23 protein-coding genes and 3 tRNA genes are annotated in these 21,324 nt (G+C 20.1%); 23 read left to right on the forward strand and 3 right to left on the reverse strand.

From position 1 onward, the window contains the following. The first annotated feature begins 270 nt into the window (after positions 1–270). From KTO59_RS00800 to KTO59_RS00840, 9 genes are all read left to right on the forward strand, one after another. Positions 271–711 (forward strand): Spx/MgsR family RNA polymerase-binding regulatory protein, encoded by a 441-nt coding sequence (locus KTO59_RS00800; RefSeq protein ID WP_225695991.1) that lies wholly within the window; start codon positions 271–273, stop codon positions 709–711. 173 nt (positions 712–884) lie between these two features. Continuing rightward, positions 885–1,487, forward strand: a complete 603-nt coding sequence (locus KTO59_RS00805; RefSeq protein ID WP_284928198.1) for a S26 family signal peptidase — start codon at positions 885–887, stop codon at positions 1,485–1,487. 144 nt (positions 1,488–1,631) lie between these two features. Further along, the gene (locus tag KTO59_RS00810; RefSeq protein WP_284928199.1) at positions 1,632–2,573 is read left to right on the forward strand and encodes a tyrosine-type recombinase/integrase; all 942 of its coding nucleotides are present in this window, start codon (positions 1,632–1,634) and stop codon (positions 2,571–2,573) included. A 6-nt stretch (positions 2,574–2,579) separates the two neighbouring features. After that, positions 2,580–3,038, forward strand: a complete 459-nt coding sequence (locus KTO59_RS00815; RefSeq protein ID WP_284928200.1) for a dUTP diphosphatase — start codon at positions 2,580–2,582, stop codon at positions 3,036–3,038. A gap of 238 nt (positions 3,039–3,276) precedes the next feature. Further along, complete coding sequence (rpsB, locus tag KTO59_RS00820) at positions 3,277–4,053, forward strand: 30S ribosomal protein S2 (protein ID WP_225695995.1); 777 nt, start codon at positions 3,277–3,279, stop codon at positions 4,051–4,053. Between the two features lie 206 nt (positions 4,054–4,259). Next, complete coding sequence (tsf, locus tag KTO59_RS00825) at positions 4,260–5,099, forward strand: translation elongation factor Ts (protein ID WP_284928201.1); 840 nt, start codon at positions 4,260–4,262, stop codon at positions 5,097–5,099. A 90-nt stretch (positions 5,100–5,189) separates the two neighbouring features. Next, on the forward strand, positions 5,190–5,936 hold the full coding sequence (gene pyrH / locus KTO59_RS00830; protein WP_225695997.1) for a UMP kinase: 747 nt from the start codon (positions 5,190–5,192) through the stop codon (positions 5,934–5,936). Between the two features lie 2 nt (positions 5,937–5,938). Continuing rightward, positions 5,939–6,487 carry a ribosome-recycling factor gene (locus KTO59_RS00835; RefSeq protein WP_284928202.1) on the forward strand — a complete coding sequence of 183 codons (549 nt, stop codon included), beginning with the start codon at positions 5,939–5,941 and terminating at the stop codon, positions 6,485–6,487. Between the two features lie 2 nt (positions 6,488–6,489). Beyond that, positions 6,490–7,374 carry a phosphatidate cytidylyltransferase gene (locus KTO59_RS00840; RefSeq protein ID WP_284928203.1) on the forward strand — a complete coding sequence of 295 codons (885 nt, stop codon included), beginning with the start codon at positions 6,490–6,492 and terminating at the stop codon, positions 7,372–7,374. A 72-nt stretch (positions 7,375–7,446) separates the two neighbouring features. Here KTO59_RS00840 and rpmB read toward each other — a convergent pair whose 3' ends face one another. Then, positions 7,447–7,635 carry a 50S ribosomal protein L28 gene (gene rpmB, locus KTO59_RS00845; RefSeq protein ID WP_225696000.1) on the reverse strand — a complete coding sequence of 63 codons (189 nt, stop codon included), beginning with the start codon at positions 7,633–7,635 and terminating at the stop codon, positions 7,447–7,449. A 276-nt stretch (positions 7,636–7,911) separates the two neighbouring features. Between rpmB and KTO59_RS00850 the strand changes: the two genes are divergently transcribed. The 12 genes from KTO59_RS00850 to KTO59_RS00905 all read left to right on the forward strand — a co-directional run bounded on the left by KTO59_RS00850 (position 7,912) and on the right by KTO59_RS00905 (position 19,232). Next, positions 7,912–9,531, forward strand: coding sequence for a DAK2 domain-containing protein (locus KTO59_RS00850; RefSeq protein WP_284928204.1), 1,620 nt, complete (start codon positions 7,912–7,914; stop codon positions 9,529–9,531). Positions 9,532–9,620: 89 nt separating this feature from the next. After that, positions 9,621–9,705, forward strand: a tRNA-Leu gene (locus KTO59_RS00855). A gap of 211 nt (positions 9,706–9,916) precedes the next feature. Continuing rightward, on the forward strand, positions 9,917–10,708 hold the full coding sequence (locus KTO59_RS00860; protein ID WP_284928218.1) for an HAD family hydrolase: 792 nt from the start codon (positions 9,917–9,919) through the stop codon (positions 10,706–10,708). Positions 10,709–10,793: 85 nt separating this feature from the next. Then, positions 10,794–11,426 (forward strand): DUF4194 domain-containing protein, encoded by a 633-nt coding sequence (locus tag KTO59_RS00865; RefSeq protein WP_225696002.1) that lies wholly within the window; start codon positions 10,794–10,796, stop codon positions 11,424–11,426. Beyond that, positions 11,410–14,682 carry an ATP-binding protein gene (locus KTO59_RS00870; RefSeq protein WP_284928205.1) on the forward strand — a complete coding sequence of 1,091 codons (3,273 nt, stop codon included), beginning with the start codon at positions 11,410–11,412 and terminating at the stop codon, positions 14,680–14,682. Before KTO59_RS00865 ends, KTO59_RS00870 begins: the two co-directional genes overlap by 17 nt. 356 nt (positions 14,683–15,038) lie before the next feature. After that, a complete protein-coding gene (locus tag KTO59_RS00875) occupies positions 15,039–15,629 on the forward strand; it encodes a signal peptidase I (protein WP_284928206.1) in 591 nt (196 codons plus the stop codon). Between the two features lie 10 nt (positions 15,630–15,639). Then, positions 15,640–16,290, forward strand: a complete 651-nt coding sequence (locus tag KTO59_RS00880) for a uracil-DNA glycosylase (protein WP_284928207.1) — start codon at positions 15,640–15,642, stop codon at positions 16,288–16,290. A gap of 43 nt (positions 16,291–16,333) precedes the next feature. Continuing rightward, positions 16,334–17,308, forward strand: a complete 975-nt coding sequence (rnhC, locus tag KTO59_RS00885) for a ribonuclease HIII (protein WP_284928208.1) — start codon at positions 16,334–16,336, stop codon at positions 17,306–17,308. 142 nt (positions 17,309–17,450) lie between these two features. Further along, positions 17,451–17,870 (forward strand): HIT family protein, encoded by a 420-nt coding sequence (locus KTO59_RS00890; protein ID WP_225696007.1) that lies wholly within the window; start codon positions 17,451–17,453, stop codon positions 17,868–17,870. A 54-nt stretch (positions 17,871–17,924) separates the two neighbouring features. Continuing rightward, a complete protein-coding gene (trhA, locus tag KTO59_RS00895; protein ID WP_225696008.1) occupies positions 17,925–18,566 on the forward strand; it encodes a PAQR family membrane homeostasis protein TrhA in 642 nt (213 codons plus the stop codon). A gap of 66 nt (positions 18,567–18,632) precedes the next feature. Next, positions 18,633–18,956, forward strand: coding sequence for a cyclic-di-AMP receptor (locus KTO59_RS00900; protein ID WP_225696009.1), 324 nt, complete (start codon positions 18,633–18,635; stop codon positions 18,954–18,956). Positions 18,957–19,001: 45 nt separating this feature from the next. Continuing rightward, positions 19,002–19,232 (forward strand): 30S ribosomal protein S15, encoded by a 231-nt coding sequence (locus tag KTO59_RS00905; protein ID WP_225696010.1) that lies wholly within the window; start codon positions 19,002–19,004, stop codon positions 19,230–19,232. An 83-nt stretch (positions 19,233–19,315) separates the two neighbouring features. On the opposite strand, the gene KTO59_RS00910 is transcribed toward KTO59_RS00905, so the two are convergent. Both KTO59_RS00910 and KTO59_RS00915 read right to left on the reverse strand, forming a co-directional pair. Further along, a tRNA-Gly gene (locus tag KTO59_RS00910) sits at positions 19,316–19,390 on the reverse strand. A gap of 72 nt (positions 19,391–19,462) precedes the next feature. Continuing rightward, positions 19,463–19,536: transfer RNA gene (locus KTO59_RS00915), tRNA-Thr, on the reverse strand. 141 nt (positions 19,537–19,677) lie between these two features. Between KTO59_RS00915 and KTO59_RS00920 the strand changes: the two genes are divergently transcribed. Together KTO59_RS00920 and metK are read left to right on the forward strand one after the other, a co-directional pair. Next, on the forward strand, positions 19,678–20,028 hold the full coding sequence (locus tag KTO59_RS00920) for a cold shock domain-containing protein (RefSeq protein WP_284928209.1): 351 nt from the start codon (positions 19,678–19,680) through the stop codon (positions 20,026–20,028). 122 nt (positions 20,029–20,150) lie between these two features. Beyond that, positions 20,151–21,308, forward strand: a complete 1,158-nt coding sequence (gene metK, locus KTO59_RS00925) for a methionine adenosyltransferase (protein ID WP_284928211.1) — start codon at positions 20,151–20,153, stop codon at positions 21,306–21,308. Positions 21,309–21,324 lie beyond the last annotated feature (16 nt).

The raw sequence follows: 21,324 nt of genomic DNA on the forward strand, positions 1-21,324 counted from the left end.
TAGATTCTTATTTTATTTTTTAAATTTATTAAAAAATCATTTTTGTTGCTTGATTATATAAAATTTGATATAATTAAAAATATTTTCATTGTTGAAATGTTTAAAATATATTTATTTTAAAGAGAAGTGTTTTTTAAAATAATTATTTGTTTATTTTATAAAATTATTTTTTTATTTTAAATTATATTTAAATTTAATATTATTGTTTTTTAAAAATTTTTAAAACAATTGTCAAAGGAGTGTTTTAACAAGAAAGAATTTTTATGATTTATGACTTTTATTTTAACTAGTAATCGCTGTTCTTCATGTAAAAAAGCTAAGAAATGGTTAGATTTGCATCATGTTAATTATCAAGAAAAGAATTTAAGTAGTTGTCAATTAACTGAAGAAGATATTGATGTAATTTTAAATTATGATAATATAGACTTTACAAGCATAATATCTACTCGCTCTAAACTTTTTAAAAAGCAAAAAAATGATTTATTTTCAATGACTATTAAAGAAATTAAAAAGTTTATCATAAAAAATCCTTCTATTTTCAAAAAACCTATTATTTATGATGAAAAATCTATCGTTATAGGTTATAATAAAGAAGATATTAGAATTTTTATGCCTAAAGATTTACGACAATATATAATTAAAAATAATATTAATACAGAACAAAATGATAATTATATGTCTATAATTGAAAATTACTTTAATTATAATTGATTTTATTGAGAATAATTGTAAAAAAATTTAAAAATATTTTAATAAATAATAAAAAATCAAAAAAATAATTTAATATAAAGAATAAAGATTAAGAATAAAGTTTAAAAACTTTAATATAATTTTAGACCTTTGTAATTTATTTTCGAAATTTGTGATAAAAAAGAGTATTTATGATGATTTTTGTTAAATTAGTAAAATTTTTGAATTTTTTTCTTTCTTTTTTATATTATTTTTTATTATTTATTATTTTTTATTTTATTTTTTTAAATATTTGCAATTATTTTTTCCCTAAATATACTCATAAATTTATGTTTTTTAATATTTGTTATGTATCTAGCGGAAGTATGTCACCAGATATTAACAAAAATGATTTGGTCATTGTTAAAAAATTAACCGATAAAGAGCTTCAAAATTTAAAAGAAAAGGATTGTGTAGTTTTTTATGTTGATAAACAATTTAGAACAAATGAAATATTGAGACGAAATCCTTTCGTATTGCATGAGATACAAGCAAATAATAAAGAAGATAAATTTATTACAACTAAAGGGAAAGCTAATAAAGAAATATTAGATTTTGAAAAAAAAATCAGTTATGAAGATGTTTTATATAAGGTTGTTACAAAGATACCATTATCAAAAATTATAGATAGTAAGAAGGCGAAAGTTTTATCAGTTATTTCTCCTTTTTTAATTATTATTTTTTTAATATTTAAAGGTTTTGATATTTTCAAATTTTTAAAATCTAAATATTTCAAATTTTTATTTTTTTATAAATAGAGATTAAAAATATAAATTTAATATTTTTAAAAAAATATTTAATTTATATTTCAATCTTAAAAAAGACGATTATTAAAGATTATATTTTATAACTAATTTAGATTAATTATTTTATTACAATAAATAGTTAGTAGGATGTAAAAATTGGATTTTATTAATGAATTTGAATTATTTTTAAGAATTGAATGTAATTATTCTTTTTTAACTATTAAGAGTTATATTCATGATACAAAAGAATTTAAAAATTTTTTGTTCCAAAAAAAAAAGGAATTTAATTTATCAACATTATCTGAAGAAAATGAAGCTCGTTATTTTGTTTCTTATTTGAGTAATGAGAATTTTTCTAACATTAGCATTATGAGAAAAATTTCTGCTTTAAGAACTTTTTATAATTTTTTAATTGAAAGATATAATTTGAAAAATAATATTTTTAAATTAATTAAATTAAAAAAAAATTCTAGAAAATTGCCACTGATTTTATCTGAATCTTTTATTAAAAAATTATTTGATTCTATTGATACAACAGAACTTTTAGGTTATAGAAATTATATTATTCTAGATTTGCTTTATAGTTGTGGTTTGAGAATAAGTGAATTAGTTAATTTAAAAATAAAAAATATTTATTTGAATAATGCTCAAATTTTAATTTATGGTAAAGGAAAAAAAGAAAGATTTTTGCCTATTCATAAAAATTTAGTTCAAATGATAAAATATTACTTGTCTAATGTTAGAAATAAATTTTTAGATGAAAAAAATAAATCGAATCCACAAAAAAATGATTTTTTATTAATAAATTATAAAGGCAAACCTTTAAGCAGTAAAGGAGTTAGATTTATTTTAAATAAATTAAGCCTTCGAACTGGAGAAAAAGTTTCTTTATATCCTCACGCTTTAAGACATGCGTTCGCTACTATTTTAGTAAATAACGGAGCAGATTTAAGAGTTGTTCAAGAATTGCTAGGACATGCTAATTTAAAAACAACCCAAATTTATACTTATATTTCTGATATTTGTTTAAAAAATAAATTTTTAGAAAATCATCCTAGGAATTTTGATAAAAAAATAAATAAAAAAACCAAAAGGTAAATTAATGTGAATAATAAAGTTAAATTTTTTTTCGAGGTTGTAAATTCTTTTAAAGATAAATGTATTAATTTGCCACGAAGACAAACTCTTTTTAGCGCAGGATACGATTTTGAATCTGCTGTGTCTATTATTATAAAACCTAAAGAATTAGTTTTAGTTCCAACAGGGATAAAAGCTTGTTTTGATTCTAATAAAGTTTTATGTATTTATCCTAGATCTTCTTTATCTTTAAAAAAAAGATTAATTATGCCTAATAGTGTAGGAATTATAGATAGTGATTATTATAATAATTTAAAAAATGAAGGACATATTTTTATTCCTTTATATAATTTATCTAATGAAGAAGTAAGTATTGAAAAAACTGAAAGAATAGCGCAAGGCATTTTAAAAGATTTTTATTTGACTAATGATGATTTAGTTGAAAGTAATAAGATTCGTGAAGATGGATTTGGAAGTACTAATTGAAAATTTTAATATAAATTTAAAATTGAAATTATAAAAAAATAAAAATATGTTAGAATAGATTAGATTAGTATTAAAGGAATATTTTTTAAAAAAATATAAAATTATTAATATAAATTGAATTTTATTTAAGATGTTTGATTAATGATGAATTTAATGTTTTTAAAAATTTATTTATTATGGATAATTTAAATATTCTAAATTTTTATAAAAATCTGAATAGGAGTTAATTTTTGTTTTTATGTCATCTGTAGTTTCTATTAAACAATTATTAGGATCAGGAATTCATTTTGGCAGTGCAGTAAGAAAATGTCATTATAAAATGAAACCTTTTCTTTTTTCAAACGAAAAAGGGGTACCTATTGTAAGAAATAGAATCCATATTATAGATCTTAGGAAATCAATTGAAGCAATTGAATCTGTTTATGTTAAAATAGTAGAATTAATTAAAAATAATGGAAAAATTTTGTTTTTAGGAACAAAAAAACAAATTCGCGAAATTATTCAACAAGAAGCTGAAAGAGCAAAACAATATTATGTTTCATATAGATGGTTAGGTGGAACTTTCACTAATTTTCAAACTATTTTTAAAAGAATTAATTTTTTAAAAGATTTATATAAACAAGAAAAAGATGGTTTATGGTCTGGTTTATCTAAAAAAGAAATTATGACTTTAACAAGAAAAAGAGAAAAATTAGAAAAATTTTTAGGTGGAATTAAAGATATGAATCAATTGCCACAAGCTATTTTTGTTGTAGATGTTAAAAAAGATATAATAGCTATTACTGAAGCTCGTAAATTAAATATTAAAGTTTTTGGTATTATCGATAGTGATTGCGATCCTGATTTAGTTGATTATATTATTCCTGCTAATAATGACGCTATCAAAGGAGTTAGGTTGATAACTTCTATTATTTCGAATGCAGTAGTCGAAGCTGAGACAAGTATGAATAATACTAAAATTAATTTACAAAATATAAAAGAAAAATTAGAATCAAAAGAACCAAGTCAAGTATAAAATAATATTTTTTATTATATGTTACATTAAATTTTTTTAATTATATTTTAATTAAAATGAATTAAATAAAAAGATGTTAATAACATCTTTTTTTATGTAAATTTTTTATAATTTGATCCAAAATTAAGGAAAATATTTTTAAATTACGATTGTAAAATAAAATAATTTTTATTTTTTAAAAAAATAAAAAGGGAAATAAAAAAATTATGCAAATAACACTTGAAATGATCAAAGAATTAAGACAAAAAACACAAGTAGGAATAACTTATTGTAAAAAAGCTTTAGAAGATACTCAAGGAGATATCGAAGCGGCAATTGAATTATTGAAAAAAAAAGGTATTTTTTCTTATAATCCTGACAAAAAGAAAGAAATTTTAGAAGGTTTAACTAATGTCGTTGTTAAAGGCAATAAAGCTATTTTATATGAGTTGAATACTGAAACAGATTTTGTAGCTAAAAATGAACATTTTATTGATTTATACAATGAATTAGAAAAAATTTTATTAGAAGCTGATTCTTCTATTAAAAGTTTAGATGATTTTTTAAAATATCAATGGAACGGAAAAAGAATTGAAGAATTAATTTCAGAAAAAACTTTCTTTATTAAAGAACAAATTGTTTTATCACGTATTCAAATAATTTATAAAAAAGATGAAGAAAGTTTTGGTTTTTATAAACATCAAGGAGGAAAAATTTCTGCTTTAGTTCATTTAACTAAATCTTCTGCTGATGTCGAAGAACATTTGCCTGTTCATATAGTTGGTATGAAACCTAAATTTTTAAATAAAGAGTCAGTAGATAACGATTTTATAAATAAAGCAAAAGAAAATTTATTAGAACAAATCAAACAAAAGAACAGTCGTAAACCATTAACGGATCAATTATTAGAAAAAGCAATAGAAAATAATTTAATCACTTTAATCGAAAAAAATTGTTTATTAGAACAACCTTTTTATATGGAAACAAATCAAAAAATAAGAGAATATTTAGATCATAATAAAACTGATATTATTGCTTATTATTGTTTCGAAGTTGGAAAAAAATAATTTAAAAAATTAATTAAGTTTTTATTTGTTATTATAAAAAGATAAGATAAATATTAAGAAAAGAATTTTTATCTTAAAAGGAGTAAGTTAATGTTCAAAAGGATTCTTTTAAAATTAAGCGGAGAGGCATTAAAAGGAGAAGATTTTAACATTAATCCTCAAATAGTTAAGACAATTGCTGAAGAAATCAAAGAAATTAAAAATTTAGGTATTGAAATTGTAATTATTGTTGGCGCTGGTAATATTTGGCGTGGTTTGGTAGGCCAAGAGTTAGGAATGGAACGTAGTCGTTCTGATTATATGGGAATGCTAGGAACTTTGATTAATTCTTTAGCTTTACAAGATGCTTTAAATAATTTAAAAGTTCAAACAAGAGTGATGACATCTTTTCCTGTTATTGCTGTTGCAGAACCATATATTAAAGAAAAAGCTTTGAGACATTTGGATAAAGGAAGAGTTCTGGTTTTAGGAACTGGGTTAGGTTTACCTTTTTTTTCAACAGATACTGCTGCAGCTCTTAGAGCAGTAGAATTAAATACAGATATTATTTTGATGGCTAAAAATGGTGTTGAAGGCGTTTACAATAAAGATCCTAAAAAACATAAAGATGCTTTTTTATTAAAAGAAATTGATTATAAAGAAATTTTAGATAAAAGATTAAATATTATGGATATGACTGCCGTCTCTTTGTGTTGGGAAAATAAGGTTGATATTTTAGTTTTTGATATGAATACAAAAGGAAATATTAAAAAAGTTGTTTTAAAAGAAAAAACAGGTACTTTGATTACTTCTAAGAGGAATAAAAATAAAAAATCCGACAAAATCAATGAGGAATGAAAATGAATGATTTAGAAAAATCAATTTTTGAAAAATTAGAAAATAAAATGCTACAAGCTCAAGAAGTAATGTTATCTAAATTTACTAATATTCGAACAGGGATAGCTAATCCTAAAATTTTAGATAAAATAACTGTTGATTATTATAATGAAAAAATGCCTTTAAAAAATATTAGTACTATTAGCGTTTTAGACGGAAACCAAATTAATATTAAACCATTTGATAATACCATTATTGGAGAAATTTCTAAAGCTATTTTGAATTCTGATTTAGGAATAACACCACAAGATGATGGCCAAGTTGTAAAATTAGTTTTTCCAAAACCAACAGAAGATAGAAGAAAAATTTTAATTAAAGAAGTTGATAAAATAGCGGAACAAACTAAAATTTCGATAAGAAATATTATTCGTCAAGGTAAAAAAACAAAATTAAATGAAGTAGATACATTAGAAGATAATTTTTCTAAAGATATACAAAATTTGAATAATAAATTTATTAAATTAGTTGAAGCAGATACAATTAAGAAAAAAAATGAATTGTTAAAAATTTAAAAATGAAAAAACAAATATCTTTATCTTTTAATAAAATTTATATTGGATTAGTTTTATTTTTAATAACTTTATGTTTTTATTGTATTCCTAATCCAAATGTTTTTACTAATTTTTGTTTATTTGGTATTTTTGTAATTATGATGGGTTCTGTTAAAGAATTATTAAATGCTGCAAAATTAACAAAAAGTAAATTTGTACAAATTGTTTTTTTTATTTTTGTTTTTTTATTTTTTTGTTATTTTTTATGTTTTTTGTCGAATTTTTTTTCGAAAAAGGGTCAACAGGAACAACCAATTATACAATTATTACAAAAATTATTTACGAAAGAATATTTATTTTGTTTTTTGTTTTTTTTGATTTTTTTATGGATATTTTTTTTATTTATTCATAAGTTTCGAACAGAACATTTAAATTTTTTTTTATTAATTTTATTATATATTGTTTTTTCTAGCGCTTGTTTTTTTAATTTAGTTTATTTAAATTCTAAATGGTTTCTTTATCTTTTTATTATTACTATTTCTAGTGATAGTTTCGCTTTTTTAGGCGGAATTTTATTTGGCAAAAATCTTTTATATCCGAGTGTTAGTCCTAAAAAAACTTGGGAAGGATTTTTTTGTGGTTTTATAGTTTCGTTTATTATTATTTTATGTTTTTTTGGATTCAAATCGATATCGTTTTGTTTTTTTACTTTTTTTAATTGTATTATGTCTCAATTTGGAGATCTTATATCTTCTAAATTGAAAAGAGATTTTTCAATTAAAGATTTTGGAAGTATAATATCAGGACATGGCGGTTTATTAGATCGTTTTGATTCTTTATTATTTTTATCTTTTTGTGTTATTGCTTTATTAAGCAATACTTTTATATATGAAAGTATTTCTATATAATAATTTAAAAAATAAAAAAATTCAAAATAAAAAATATTATTTATTTTTTATTTTGAATTTTTTTTTAAAAAATCAAACTCTTTTTAATTCTAATTTTTTTAATGCACGAGCTGATATATAAACTCTTACCTTTACACCTTTTTCATTTATAATTTTTACTTTTTGTAAATTAGCTTTTTGTGTTCTTCTAGTAGCATTCATTGCATGACTACGTCTATTTCCAAACAATGTTGTTTTTTGGGTAATATAACATTTACTCATAATATTTTTACTTTTATCCTTATTATAATCTTAATTGCAATATATCCTTTATTATAATATATTTTTATTAAAAAAACATATTTATTTTTTATAAATCAAAGATATATAAGATTTTATCTCATTTTAAAATAATATTTTTAAATATTTCAATATGTTATAATATAATTAGTTTTTATTTATTGAAAAAAAATAAAATAATATAAATAATTATTTTAATTAATCGAAATAATTAATAATAATAAATTATCAAAACAATAAAGGATTTTGTAATATAAAATGATAGAATACGAAATTATAGATGGCGATTTATTTAAAAAAATGATTATAAACGGCGCTTTTAATTTAAAAAAAAATCACCAAAAAATCAATGATTTAAATGTTTTTCCTGTTCCTGATGGTGATACTGGTACTAATATGCAAATGACTATGATGGAAGGAGTTAAAAAGATTCAATTAATAAACGATTCTTCTATTATTACAGTAACTAAAGTTTTAGCTGACGCTTTATTAATGGGGTCTAAAGGAAATTCAGGAGTTATTTTATCACAATTTTTTTCTGGAATTCATGATTACATTGATAATTTGCAAAAGAATAAAATTAATGTTGAAGAATTTATTTCTTCTTTGATTAATGGTTACCAAAAAGCTTATGAAGCAGTAATTGAACCAGTAGAAGGAACTATTTTGACTGTTTTAAGAGAATCTATCGAAGAAACTGTTAAAAAAAAAGAAGAAATTAAAACTATTAAGAAAGCTATTCAAATAACTATTGAAAATGCTAAAATTTCTTTAAACAAAACTCCTAATTTATTACCTATTTTAAAAAAATCAAAAGTAGTTGATAGCGGTGGGGCTGGTTTTATTTTTATTTTAGAAGGAATGTTATTATATTTAGATAATGTTGAATTAGAAAATGATGATGATCAAGATTTTGATTTAAAATTAAATCATGATATTAATGAAATAAGTGATTTCAAAAATCAGTATTGTACAGAATTTATTATTAAATTAAATAATTTAGATAAATTTGATATTAATAATTATAAAAAACAAATGAGTTGTTACGGAGATTCTTTAATTTTATTTAAAAATAATGATTTATTAAAAATTCATATTCATACTAATAATCCGAATGATGTTTTAAAGAATTTATTAATTCATGGTAAATTGATAAAATCAAAAATTGATGATATGAAAAAACAACATTCTGAATTTATTTCTGGTAATAAAAATAAAGAAAAATTAGCTAAATATTCTATTATTACTTTTGTTTCTGAATTTGAAGAAGAAGAAATTTTTGATACTTTTAAAGAATTACAATCTGATTTTGTTATTAATTTAAACAAAGAAAATTTTTCAATAGAAAATTTTAATAAAATAATTAATAAAGTTAATGCCAAAAATATAATATTATTTCCTAACGAACCTAAATTAATTCCTATTATTGAGGAAGCTTGTAAATTAAATCCTCAATTTAAAATACAAATTATACCGACCGAAAGCATTCATGAAAGTTATAGTGCTCTTTTAGTTTTTAATAAAACCCTTTCTTTCAAAGAAAATTTGAATAATATTCAAAAAAATATGAAAAAGGTTAAATTAGGTAAGATTGTTAATTTTAAAAAAGAATCAACAAATTTAGGTGTTTTTTCGTCAATTTTTGAAAATAAAACTATAGAAAGTAATAAAGATTTAATTTTATTAGTTAAAAATTTATTAAAAAAAATGATTAGTTCACAAAATAATTTTTTAACTATTTTTTATCATAAAGAAAATGTATTTGAGAAAAATTTAGAAAAAATAGAATTATTTTTGGAAAAAGAATTTCCTAATTTAGAAATAGAGAAAATAAAAAATAATAATAATATTTATCCTTATGTTTTTGTGTTAGAATAATATTAATTTTTTATTTATTTTCTTGCTAAGAAGATATAAATTTTTAATATTTTTAAAAAAATAATAAGATTTCATTTTATTATTTTTTTGTGGATATGGCGGAATGGTATACGCGCATGTTTGAGGGATATGTGAATTTTATTCTTATGAGTTCGAATCTCATTATCCACACCAAATTTTAAATTTTATTAATAAATAAAATAAAATTATTTTTAATAATTTTAATTTGTGAAATAAATTTTTAAATTAATTTAACAAGATATACTTTTGTTTAAGTATAAGTTATTAAAAGTAATTTTGTTTTTTTATTCAAAAAAATTTATTTTTTTGTTATAATTTTGAATTATTATAAAAAAATTAATAAAAAGAAAGAGGTTTTATTATTATTAAGAAAAGATTATTTTTTTTTGATATTGATGATACTTTGTATTGTAATGAAAAAAAAAGAGTTTTACCGCAAACTAAGAAATTAATTAAGGAGTTGTTTCATACTCCTAATACAATTTTAGGTATTGCTACTGGCCGAAATCATGATAATTTAGATGTTATTAGTGATTTATTACCTTATTTTAAATATTTAGTTTTAATTAATGGCGCTTTAGTTTTAGAAGATGATCAAATTATTGATGAGAATCCGATTCCTGTTGATTATATTGAAAAATTTTTAGAAGGAGTTAAATTATATTCTCAATATAAACTTGTTGGTGCAGCTATAAGTATGGATAAATCATCGTTTTTTTATCAAGATCAATTGCATCAAATGGAAATTATTAAATGTTGGCAAACGAAATATAATATTTCCATTGATAATGAATTTTATTTAAAAGAAAAAATTTTTATGTTGAATTTGTTCGGAGACGAACAAAGAAAAATGAAATCTTTTTTAGATGAGTTAGATTGTTTCGAAGCTTATTATTGGAGTAGTCATGTTGATTTAACAATTAAAAATATTAATAAATTTCATGGCATTAACAAAATTAAAGAAAAATATAATGATTATGAAATAATTTGTGTAGGAGACGGATGTAATGATAAAGAAATGTTGGAACGCGCTGATATAGGTATTGCAATGGGTAATTGCGAATATGAAGAAGTTAGAAAAAAAGCTAATTTAATATCCGATCATATTGTCGATGACAAAATGTATGATTTTTTTAAAAAACATAATTTAGTTTAATAATTTATTATTTTAAAAAAATATTAAATAAAATTTTATTTTTTATAATTTTTTCTTATTCATTAATTAGCGAAGGATTTTTTAAATGGATCAAAAGACACAGGAATTTTATATTTTTGTAGAAAAATTTAAAATTTTAAAAGAACAAGAAAAAAATATTTTTTCTAAAATTGTGAATAAATTATTCCAAGTTAATTATTTAACTATTCAAAAAATAGAAGATGCTAATGATTATCGTTTTATTTTATTATATAAAGAATTATTTTCTTCTTTTTTTAAACTTTCTGATTTTCAATTAGAAATTAAAAAATATGATGAAGTTATTTTTATCAAAAATTTAAATCATTTTAATAAATTAAAATTAAGAAAAGAAGAAAGTCTTATTTTGTTAATTTTACGTATTTTATTTCAACAAAAAAGAGAAATTAAATCTAATTATGGTAATGTTATTACAATATATTTACAAGATATTTATCATAAATTAAACAGTATTGCTTATAAAGAAGTTAAAAAATTAACTAAAGAAAAAATAAGAAATATTTTAATGTTATTTAGAAGATATAATATTATTAATTATATAGATAATGATTTATCTGATGGTTCTATCATAACAATTTATAATTCTATTCTTTATTTAATTGATTTGGATATGGTTGAACAATATAAAAAATTATTAAATTCGGATTTTGACGAAACTGAAAATGAAAAAATTAACTAGAATAAAATTAATCAATTGGCATTTATTTTCTTATCAAGATATAGAAATTAAAGATAATATTTTAATTTCAGGGGAAAATGGGTCAGGTAAATCCACTTTATTAGATGCTTTACAATATGTTTTGATAGGCGAAAGAAATGGTGTTAAATTTAATATAGCTGCTAATGAAAATGCAAAGCGTTCTTTAGAAAGCTATATTAAAGGTAAAATTGGTCTTGAAAATAAAGAATTTTTAAGAAATAATGATGTTATTACTCATATCGCTTTAGAATTTTATGATGAAATTCAAAAAGAATATACTATTTTAGGTTGTGTTTTGGAATTGCCTTATAGAGGCTTGTTAAAAGAAAAATTTTATCTTGTCCCGAATATAAATTTAAAGAAAGATATTTTTACATTTGATAATAATCAAATAAGAAATATTAAGGATATGCGCGAGTATCTAAGAACTTTTAATAAAGATTTTAATTTCTTTGATACTAAAAAACAATATCAAAATGCAGTCGGCAAATATTTACAAATTAATATTTATAAATATTTAAAAATATTACCAAAAGCTTTAGCTTTTAAAGCTTTGAATTTACAAAAATTTATTTTTGATTTTTTATTAGAAGAAAATCCCATTAATATTAATGGTTTAAAAAATAATGTTAGACAATTAAAAAAAATCGAATCTCAAATAGAAATAGAAAAAATCAAATTAAAAGAATTAGCTAAAATTATAGAAATTCATAAAAATTTAAAAAAAATAGATGTTCAAGTGAAAATTTATTTTTTAACAGAAAAAATGGTTTTAGTTAAAAAAAATGAAAAAAAATTAGAAAACGCAATTAAAACAAAAGAATTAATTAATCAAGAATTATCCAAATTATTATTGAATAAAAAAAAATATAATGAATCTATAGAATATTTAAATGATTATATTTTAAAATTGCAAACTAATAAGATTCAAAATAATTTAGGATCTATTTTGTATTCTTTGCAAAAAGATTTAGCTAATGATCGAAGAGTTGTTAAAGAAATTCAAGAAAAAATAGATATTTTAAAAAAACAATTAACAGAAGAAATTGTTATTTTAGAAAATTTATTTGCTTTAAATCAAGATAACTTTTTAAAAGAGAGTATTAAAAAAATAAATTCTTTTTTGCAAAATTCTAGACAACAAAAAGCTTTTATATTAAAAGAAGATGTTGTTGAAATATCTAATTATTTATCTCAAAAAATAATTAATATTAATATTAATCAAAATATCTTAAATAAAGAAATAATTCTTTTAAAAGAAAAAATTAATAAAAATAATTATGAATTAGAAATGATTAATCAAAATTTTGTTTCACAAAATGATCATTTTGTTAAAATTAATAATTTATTAAAAGAAAAATTAAAAAATAAATATAATAAAAATATTTTTGTTTATCCTTTGTGTGAATTGATCGAAATCAAAGATGAGTTATGGAGAAATGCTATAGAAGGTTTTTTAGGTTCTAGAAAATTCAATTTAATTATAGATTATCGTTATTTCGATTCTGCTTTAAAAATTTATGAAAAATTACAAGATGATTTGAAAATTTACGATGTTGGTTTAGTTAATACTGAAAAAATACCTGATATACCTAATAATTTGGATAGTTTAGCTTCACATATTTCTAGCGATAATAAAGATGCTTTAAAATATGCTAAGATATTATTATCATATATTAAATGCGAATTAAATATTGAGAATTTAAAAAATCATAAAACAGCTATTACTCCTTCTGGAATGATTTATAGTAATTATTCTGCTAAAAAATTAAATCCTAAAATTTATAAGATTCCTTATATAGGTCTTAATTCTTTTAAAATACGTAAAGATATTATTTTAAATGAGTTAAATTCACAAACTGAAGAATTATTAAAGAAACAAAATTATTTTAGAGATAATGAAAATATTATTTCTTTGATAAAAAAAAGTAAAATATCTTCTATTGTTAATTTGGATTTTTCTTCTTTTTTTCAACAACAAAAAGAAAAAGAGGAAAATATAATTAATATTGAAGAAAAAATAACACAATTACAGTTAAATCATGATTTAACTAAATTAGAAGATAATATCTTTAAATCACAAGAAGAAAAAAAAATAAAAACTAAAAAATTAGAACAAATTTTATCGGAAATTGCAGAATATCAAAATAAAGAAAAAATTAATATTGTGCAAATTAATAATTTAGAAAAAGAATTAATTTTTTATAAAGAACAATTATTCGAAGAAGAAAAAAAAGAAATTTTTAATATTGAAGCAGCTTCTGTACAAATCCATAATTATTTAAATGAATATCCGAATAATTATGAAATGATTTCTAAAAGTATTCAAGAAAATTTAAAAAGCATTGAAAAACAAAAAAATATTTTAAATACTGATCTTATATTTTCTATGAAAACATATATTGATAATTATAATTTATTAAATATCGAATCTAATATAGAAAGTTTTGATTTTTTTGCGAAAGAATACAATTTAATTAGTTCAAAAAATTTAGTTAAATATGAACAAGAAGCAAAAGAATTGACTATAAAAACAGAAATTATTTTTAAAGAAGAATTTATTAATAAATTAACAAAAAGTATTATAGAGGCACAACAACAAATTCAAAATTTAAATCAAATTTTGAAAAATAGGCCTTTTGGAGAAGATTATTATCAGATTGTTGCCAAACCTTCTGATGATCCTGAATATCAAAAATATTATTCTTTTTTTATACAAGAAAATAAATTAGACCAAAATAATTTATTTTACGAAAATAATTTATCTTATAAAGATATTGTTTTGAATGAATTATTTCAAAAGATTATGTCTTTTGAACAAGAATATGAGAATATATCTTATCAATTTTTAGATTATCGTAATTATTTGAATTATGATATTAAAATTTATGATAAAGATGGTAATTTTTCCTTTTTTTCTAAAATTTTTAGAGAAAAATCAGGAGGAGAAACGCAAGTACCTTTTTATATTATTATTGCTATTTGTTTTGAACAATTATTATCAGAAACTGGTGAATCTAAAGGATGTTTAGTATTTTTTGATGAAGCTTTTAATAATATGGACGAAAATAGAATAGATGCTATGATGTCTTTTTTTAATAGTTTAAAAATACAATTTTTTATCGCAATTCCACCTCAAAGAATTCCTAATATTTTACCTTATGTAAAAACTAATTTAATTGTTGTTAAAGATAAAAATTATGCTATTGTAGAAAGTTTTACAAAAGAAATTTAAAATATATTAAATTTTAGATTTATAATATTTTTTTATAAATTTTTATATAATTATTTTTTTATTATTATTTTATTTTTATAAATTGAAATTTTTAGACAAAAAATATTTGTTTTTATATTAATTTTTATTATTTAAATTATTTTATTTTATAAAATTTAATATAAAATATTAACTTAAATACTGAAATCGTATTTAAGATTATAAATTTTAGAATTTATTTTTGATATTTTTTTATTTTCTATTTATATTTTTTAATAATAATTTTTTTATCATTTATACAAAAATATTATTAAATTATTTATTATTATATATCTTTATTTAATATAATTAGATTATGAAAGAAGAAATAAAAATATATGTTTCAAAATACAAATTATTATAAAAAATATATTTATTATTTTTTAAGAAGTTTTGTTTTTGTTATTAATTTAATTTTAAATATTTTTTGTCTTTGTTTATTTGCGGCATCTATTTGTAAAATCTATTTTGGTCCCGAAAATGCTCATGAAGAAGTTTTGAACATTTTTAGAATTGATTATTATAAAGTTGCAAGTGGAAGTATGGAACCTACAATAAAAACAGATGATATTGTTGTAGTTAAGAAAATTTCAGATAAGCAAAAAGAAAAACTTAAAGAAGGTGATAAAACAGGTGATATTGTCGTTTTTAAAAATAAACAAATTCATCCAGATACACCTATTATTCATAGGGTTATAAAAAAATATAATTCATCACAAATAATTTACACAAAAGGAGATAATAATTCAACAAAAGATAACCATCCGACTAAATATAAGGACATTTTAGCACAACATATGTTTACTATTTCTTATTTTAAAACATTTTTATGTTTTTTCCTGTTGATTTTGTTTATATTCTCAAATATGCCTTTTTTACTTAAAAAATTATTTTTAGGTGAAAAGAAAAAAAATAATCTGTATAAATAATAGTGATAAAATGACATGGAAAGAATTAATTTATCAAGAAAGACAAAAAAAATATTTTCAAAATATAATTAATTTTTTAGAAGGTGAATTTAAAATAAAAAAACAAATTTATCCTCCTTTGGAAAAAATTTTTGAAGCTTTTAATATTACTCCTTTTAAAGATGTCAAAGTAGTTATATTAGGACAAGATCCTTATTTTAATATAAATCAAGCTCATGGTTTATCTTTTAGTGTTAAAAATGAAAAAACTCCTGCTAGTTTGAGAAATATTTTCAAAGAATTAAGAAATGATTTGAATTTAATATCGAAAACTAATAATTTAACTTTATGGGCTGAAAGAGGTGTTTTTTTATTAAATAGTATTTTAACAGTTGAAGCAGGAAAACCTTTAAGTCATAAAAATATCGGATGGAAAGAGTTTACTAAAAATATTTTTAAATTTTTAAATAAAAAAGAAAAAATAGTTTATATTTTGTGGGGGAAAATAGCCCAAGAATATATTAAATATATTGATATAGATAAAAATTATATTTTAAAAAGCCCTCATCCTTCTCCATTTTCGGCTTATAAAGGTTTTTTCGGTTCTAAACCTTTTTCTAAAACTAATTTTTATTTAATTAAAAACCAGATCTTACCTATTGATTGGGATTTGAATAAATAATAAAACTTTATTATTTATCTTAATTTATTTAAAGGTGATTTTCATGAGAAGAGTACATGTTTTCAAAAATTTAAAATTAGAACAGTTTGAAACATTAAAAAAAATTTATGAAAAATTTATTTTTCCTAGTACCCAAAATGATATTTATTTAATAATAAAAAAAACACAAATTAACATAACATGTTATAAAAATGGTACTTGTTTAATTCAAGGAAATGATGTGAGTGACGAAATCGAATATATAAGAAAACTTTTACATTTAAATTCGGATAAATCATTAAATAATTTTTCTAATTCTCAAATTTCAAATAATAAAGATATTATTTCTTTTAATGAAGAAATAGATGATATAAATTTTAAAAACATTATTGGTTCAGATGAAGTAGGCACAGGTGATGTTTTCGGACCTATTATTGTTTGTGCCGCTTTGGTAACAAGAGAACAATACCCTTTTTTAAAAAAAATAGGGATAAGAGATTCTAAAAAAATATCAAATGATAAAATACAAAAAATAATGTTAATGGTAAAAGATAAAATTACTTATTCAGTTCAAATATTAACTCCTTCGGAATATAATATTTTAAATCAAAAATATAATTTAAATCATATCAAAGCTTTATTACATAATAAAGCTATTTTAGATCTTTTTAAAAAAATAAATAAAGAAGAAATGGTTGTTTTAGATCAGTTTGCTAGTCCTAAAAATTATTTTAATTATTTAAAAAATGAAAAAAAAGTATATAAAAAAATTATATTCGAAACTAAAGCTGAATCTAAATATTTAAGTGTAGCTTTGGCTTCTATTATAGCTAGAAATATTTTTTTAAAGGAAATTGATAAATTAAGTCATGAAATGTATAAATTAAGCAATAATCGAATAGACATGAAATTACGTTTAGGATCAGGTTATACAGTGGATAAACAAATAGCCGAAATTTATCAAAAAAATAAAGAATTGATTTTTTTTCAAAAAATAGCTAAATGTAATTTTGTAAATATCAAAAGATATTTTAAATAAAAAAATATTTTTATTCATTTAAATAGAAAAATGAATATTTTAAAAATAATTATGCATTTAAATTATTTTAATAAATAATAAAAAAATGTAATTTTTATTATTTATTAAAATAAAGTTTTTATATACAATTAGAGGTATAAATATGTCTACTATTTTTACTAAAATTATTAAAAAAGAAATTAAAGGCTATATCATTTATGAAGATGAATTAGTTATTGCTTTTTTAGATATTATACAAGCTACTAAAGGTCATACTTTAGTTGTTACCAAAGAGGAATACGTAACCATTGAAGAAGTTCCTGAAAATGTTTTTCAACATTTATTTGGTGTGGTTCAAAAAATAAGTAAAATTTTAATTAAAACTTTTAATTGTAAGGGTATTAATTTGTTAAATAATAATGGTTTTATATCAGGACAAAGAGTATTTCATTACCATGTTCATTTATTACCTCGTTTTTCTAGTGATGAAATTAAAATTATTTTGCCTCATAATATTAATAAAATGAAAGAAAATGATTATCAAACGATTGTAAAAAGCATTCGTATGAATTTAGAAAAATAAATTTATAACTTAAATGAAAATTATAAAAAAATTTTGAAAAGGTTTAAAAAAAATATGAAATGGCCAAAAAGAACAACTGAAAAACAAACTATACTTGAAGAAATTTTAAATGCTGTTTCTCATGGTTTAATGGTTCCTGTTAGTATTGTTATTTTTTGTATTTTTTGCATTGAAAAAGGTTTTAAATTTCCTTTATTTTTATTAACATTAACTATGTTTATGCTTTATTTAATGAGCTGTTTATATCATTCTTTATCTTTTACAAAAGCTAAAAGACATTTCCAAAGATTCGATCATATTTGTATTTATTTATTAATTTGGGGTAGTTTTTTACCTTTTTTATTTTCTTCAGAAGAAAAAAAATTATTTAATTTAATTTTTTGTATTTTACAATCTTTTGTAATATTGATCGGAATACTTTTGAAAATATTTCAATTTCACAAAGGTGATAAAATTCATTTGATTTTATTTCTATTATTAGGTTGGAGTGGAATTTGGGTTATATTCGATTCATGGTCAATTGTGAATCAAAATTATAATATATTATTATTTTTATTTTTAGGAGGTTTTTTTTATAGTGTTGGAATTTTATTTTATAACGAGTTATATAAAAAATATTATCATTTTATTTGGCATTTATTTGTAATTTTAGCCAATTTATGTCATGTTTATTCTATTTTTTTATTGATAAAATAATTTAATGAATTGTTTTATTTTAAAAAATAATATATAATATTATATAATGTTAATATGGATAATGAAATGAAATTAATTATAGCTATAATTTCTAATGAAAATGCTAATAAAGTGCAAACGTCTTTAAATAAAGAAAATATTTTTAATACTAGATTAAATACTAAAGGCGGTTTTTTAAAAGAAACTAATACTACTTTTGTTATCGGTATAAAAAAGGAAAAGGTTGAACAAGTTTTAGATATTTTTAGAAAATTTTCTAAAACTAAAACACAATTAATTCCTAATAATATTTTAAATGAAATGAGTTTTTTAGCTCCTTTATCTTCCGAAATTACTATTGGTGGAGCTACTGTTTTTATTTTAGATATAGAGCAATTTTTAAAAATATAAAATTAATTAATTTTATAAAATAATTTTGAAAGGAAAATATGACATATGGCTTTAAATAAAGAACAAAAAAAAGAGATTATTTTAAAGGCTACTAATTCTGAGATTAATACTGGTTCCATAAAAGCAAGGATTGATTTATTATCTTGTGAAATAGAAGAATTAAATAAACATTTAAAACAACATCCATTTGATTTTCATTCTAAACGTGGTTTGTTAACTAAAAATAAAAAAAGAAGTATTTATCTTAAGTATTTAAAGTCTAAAAGTAAATTATAAATAAAAAAACTATCTTAAAATTTTAAGATAGTTTTTTTATTTATAATTATGATTTTTATTTTATTTTTTATTATTCTTTTTCTTGGAGCGAATGAGGGGAATCGAACCCCCGTCTTATGCTTGGCAAGCATAAGTAATAGCCACTATACGACATTCGCATTTTTTAATTTATAAAAATGATTACTTTTAAAGTATAACATAAAAAAATATTTTATAATATCAAATTATACTGGTGCCTTTAACAAGAATCGAACTTGTGTTTTGTCATTACCATTGACATGTTTTTCCATTAAACTATAAAGGCTTTTTTATAATCGTTTATAATTAATTTTATCATATTAAATGAATTTAAAATATAATAAAATGTTTATTTTATTATATTTTATTATATAATAAAAAGTGGTGTTTCATCTAATTATAAAAAAAGGAGTTTTAAAATTAATTAATGGAAAAACAAACAAAAGTTAAATGGCAAGGCACTACAAAATGGTTCAATACACAAAAAAGTTTTGGTTTTATTAAAGGAGCAACACCTATCGGTGAAATTCCAACTAGTGAAATCGCTGAACAATTTGGTGTTGACGCTTCAGAAATCGATCAGTTAGTTGATAAAAGAGTAAAAGAAGAAGACGATTTATTTTGCCACGCTAATAACATTATACAAGGTAATACAAAACCACTTCCAGGTCATTATCAAAATAGCAGATATAAAAAATTAGAAGAAAATGATAAAGTAGAATTTTTTATCAAATTAGTAAATGGTAGAGAACAAGCTTGTTTCATAGTTTTAGTTTAATTTTTTTGTATTAAAATTAATATTTAATTAAAAAAAGATTCATTGAATCTTTTTTTAATTAAAAAAAATTTTAATAAATTTTTTTTAATTAAAAAAAGAATTAAAATAATTAGGAATATTTTATGAAAAAATTTAGTAGTGAATCAGTTACAAAAGGTCATCCCGATAAAATAGCGGATCAAATTTCAGATGCTTTGTTAGATGCTTTTTTAAAACAAGATCCTGAATCTAAAGTAGCGATTGAAACCGTAGTAACAAAACAAAAAGTTATTGTTTTAGGAGAAATCAAAACTTTGTTTAAGTTTGATTCAGAATATATTGAAAATATTATCAAAAATGTTGTGAAAGAAATCGGATATAATAGAGAAAGTGAAAATTTTTGTTATCAAAATATATCTATTTTAAATTTTATTCATGAACAATCAATAGAATTAACAAAAATTGTTCAAAATAAAGCAGCAGGAGATCAAGGTTCAATGTTTGGTTATGCAACAAAAGAAACTGATCTTTTTTTACCTTTAAATTTTTTCTTAGCTAGGAATTTATCTTTAAGATTAACTGAAGTTAGAGAAAAAAAAATATTACCTTTTTTAAGACCAGATGGAAAAACTCAAATTACTTTGGTTTATGATGAAAATAATAATCCGCTTTATATAGATTCTATTGTTTTGTCTACTCAATATGAAGAAAATATTGAACAAGAATTTTTAAAAAAGAATATTTTAAAATATGTTATTGAACCGATAATTAATCCTGTTTTAATTAACGAAAAAACTAATTTTTTGATTAATCCTTCTGAAAGTTTTGTTATTGGGGGTCCTGCTGCTGATACAGGTTTAACAGGAAGAAAAATAATTCAAGATTCTTATGGATGTGAAGTCCGTCATGGAGGTGGTTGTTTTAGTGGTAAAGATGCTTCTAAAGTTGATAGAAGCGGCGCTTATATGGCTAGATATTTAGCTAAAAATATTGTTGCTGCTGGTTTATGTGATAAGTGCGAAATACAATTATCTTACATCATATCTTTTGAGAAACCTGTTAGTTTATTTATAAATACTTTTGGTACGAATAAAGTTCCAGAAAATTTAATTCTTGAAATGATTGAAAAAAATTTTGATTTAACTCCGCAAGGAATAATTAAAATATTAAATTTAAGAAAACCTTTATTTCAAATAACTTCTTGTGAAGGTCATTTTGGACGTAATGATAACTTATTTTCTTGGGAAAAGATAGATCAAGTTTCACTTTTTTCTAAATTATTGAAAGAAAAAATTAATTAACATTTTTAAAAATTAT

It is taken from the genome of Candidatus Phytoplasma sp. AldY-WA1 (assembly GCF_020312115.2).
GTDB lineage: Bacteria > Bacillota_I > Bacilli_A > Acholeplasmatales > Acholeplasmataceae > Phytoplasma > Phytoplasma vitis.

Coding starts and splice junctions, on each gene's coding strand:
- KTO59_RS00865 (WP_225696002.1), top strand. CDS start 10,794: ATGGATCAAAAGACACAGGAATTTTATATTTTTGTAGAAAAATTTAAA.
- KTO59_RS00800 (WP_225695991.1), top strand. CDS start 271: ATGACTTTTATTTTAACTAGTAATCGCTGTTCTTCATGTAAAAAAGCT.
- metK (WP_284928211.1), top strand. CDS start 20,151: ATGAAAAAATTTAGTAGTGAATCAGTTACAAAAGGTCATCCCGATAAA.
- KTO59_RS00900 (WP_225696009.1), top strand. CDS start 18,633: ATGAAATTAATTATAGCTATAATTTCTAATGAAAATGCTAATAAAGTG.
- pyrH (WP_225695997.1), top strand. CDS start 5,190: ATGTTCAAAAGGATTCTTTTAAAATTAAGCGGAGAGGCATTAAAAGGA.
- KTO59_RS00920 (WP_284928209.1), top strand. CDS start 19,678: ATGGAAAAACAAACAAAAGTTAAATGGCAAGGCACTACAAAATGGTTC.
- KTO59_RS00870 (WP_284928205.1), top strand. CDS start 11,410: ATGAAAAAATTAACTAGAATAAAATTAATCAATTGGCATTTATTTTCT.
- rnhC (WP_284928208.1), top strand. CDS start 16,334: ATGAGAAGAGTACATGTTTTCAAAAATTTAAAATTAGAACAGTTTGAA.
- KTO59_RS00805 (WP_284928198.1), top strand. CDS start 885: ATGATTTTTGTTAAATTAGTAAAATTTTTGAATTTTTTTCTTTCTTTT.
- KTO59_RS00905 (WP_225696010.1), top strand. CDS start 19,002: ATGGCTTTAAATAAAGAACAAAAAAAAGAGATTATTTTAAAGGCTACT.
- KTO59_RS00880 (WP_284928207.1), top strand. CDS start 15,640: ATGACATGGAAAGAATTAATTTATCAAGAAAGACAAAAAAAATATTTT.
- KTO59_RS00875 (WP_284928206.1), top strand. CDS start 15,039: ATGTTTCAAAATACAAATTATTATAAAAAATATATTTATTATTTTTTA.
- rpmB (WP_225696000.1), bottom strand. CDS start 7,635: ATGAGTAAATGTTATATTACCCAAAAAACAACATTGTTTGGAAATAGA.
- KTO59_RS00835 (WP_284928202.1), top strand. CDS start 5,939: ATGAATGATTTAGAAAAATCAATTTTTGAAAAATTAGAAAATAAAATG.
- KTO59_RS00850 (WP_284928204.1), top strand. CDS start 7,912: ATGATAGAATACGAAATTATAGATGGCGATTTATTTAAAAAAATGATT.
- trhA (WP_225696008.1), top strand. CDS start 17,925: ATGAAATGGCCAAAAAGAACAACTGAAAAACAAACTATACTTGAAGAA.
- KTO59_RS00840 (WP_284928203.1), top strand. CDS start 6,490: ATGAAAAAACAAATATCTTTATCTTTTAATAAAATTTATATTGGATTA.
- rpsB (WP_225695995.1), top strand. CDS start 3,277: ATGTCATCTGTAGTTTCTATTAAACAATTATTAGGATCAGGAATTCAT.
- KTO59_RS00890 (WP_225696007.1), top strand. CDS start 17,451: ATGTCTACTATTTTTACTAAAATTATTAAAAAAGAAATTAAAGGCTAT.
- tsf (WP_284928201.1), top strand. CDS start 4,260: ATGCAAATAACACTTGAAATGATCAAAGAATTAAGACAAAAAACACAA.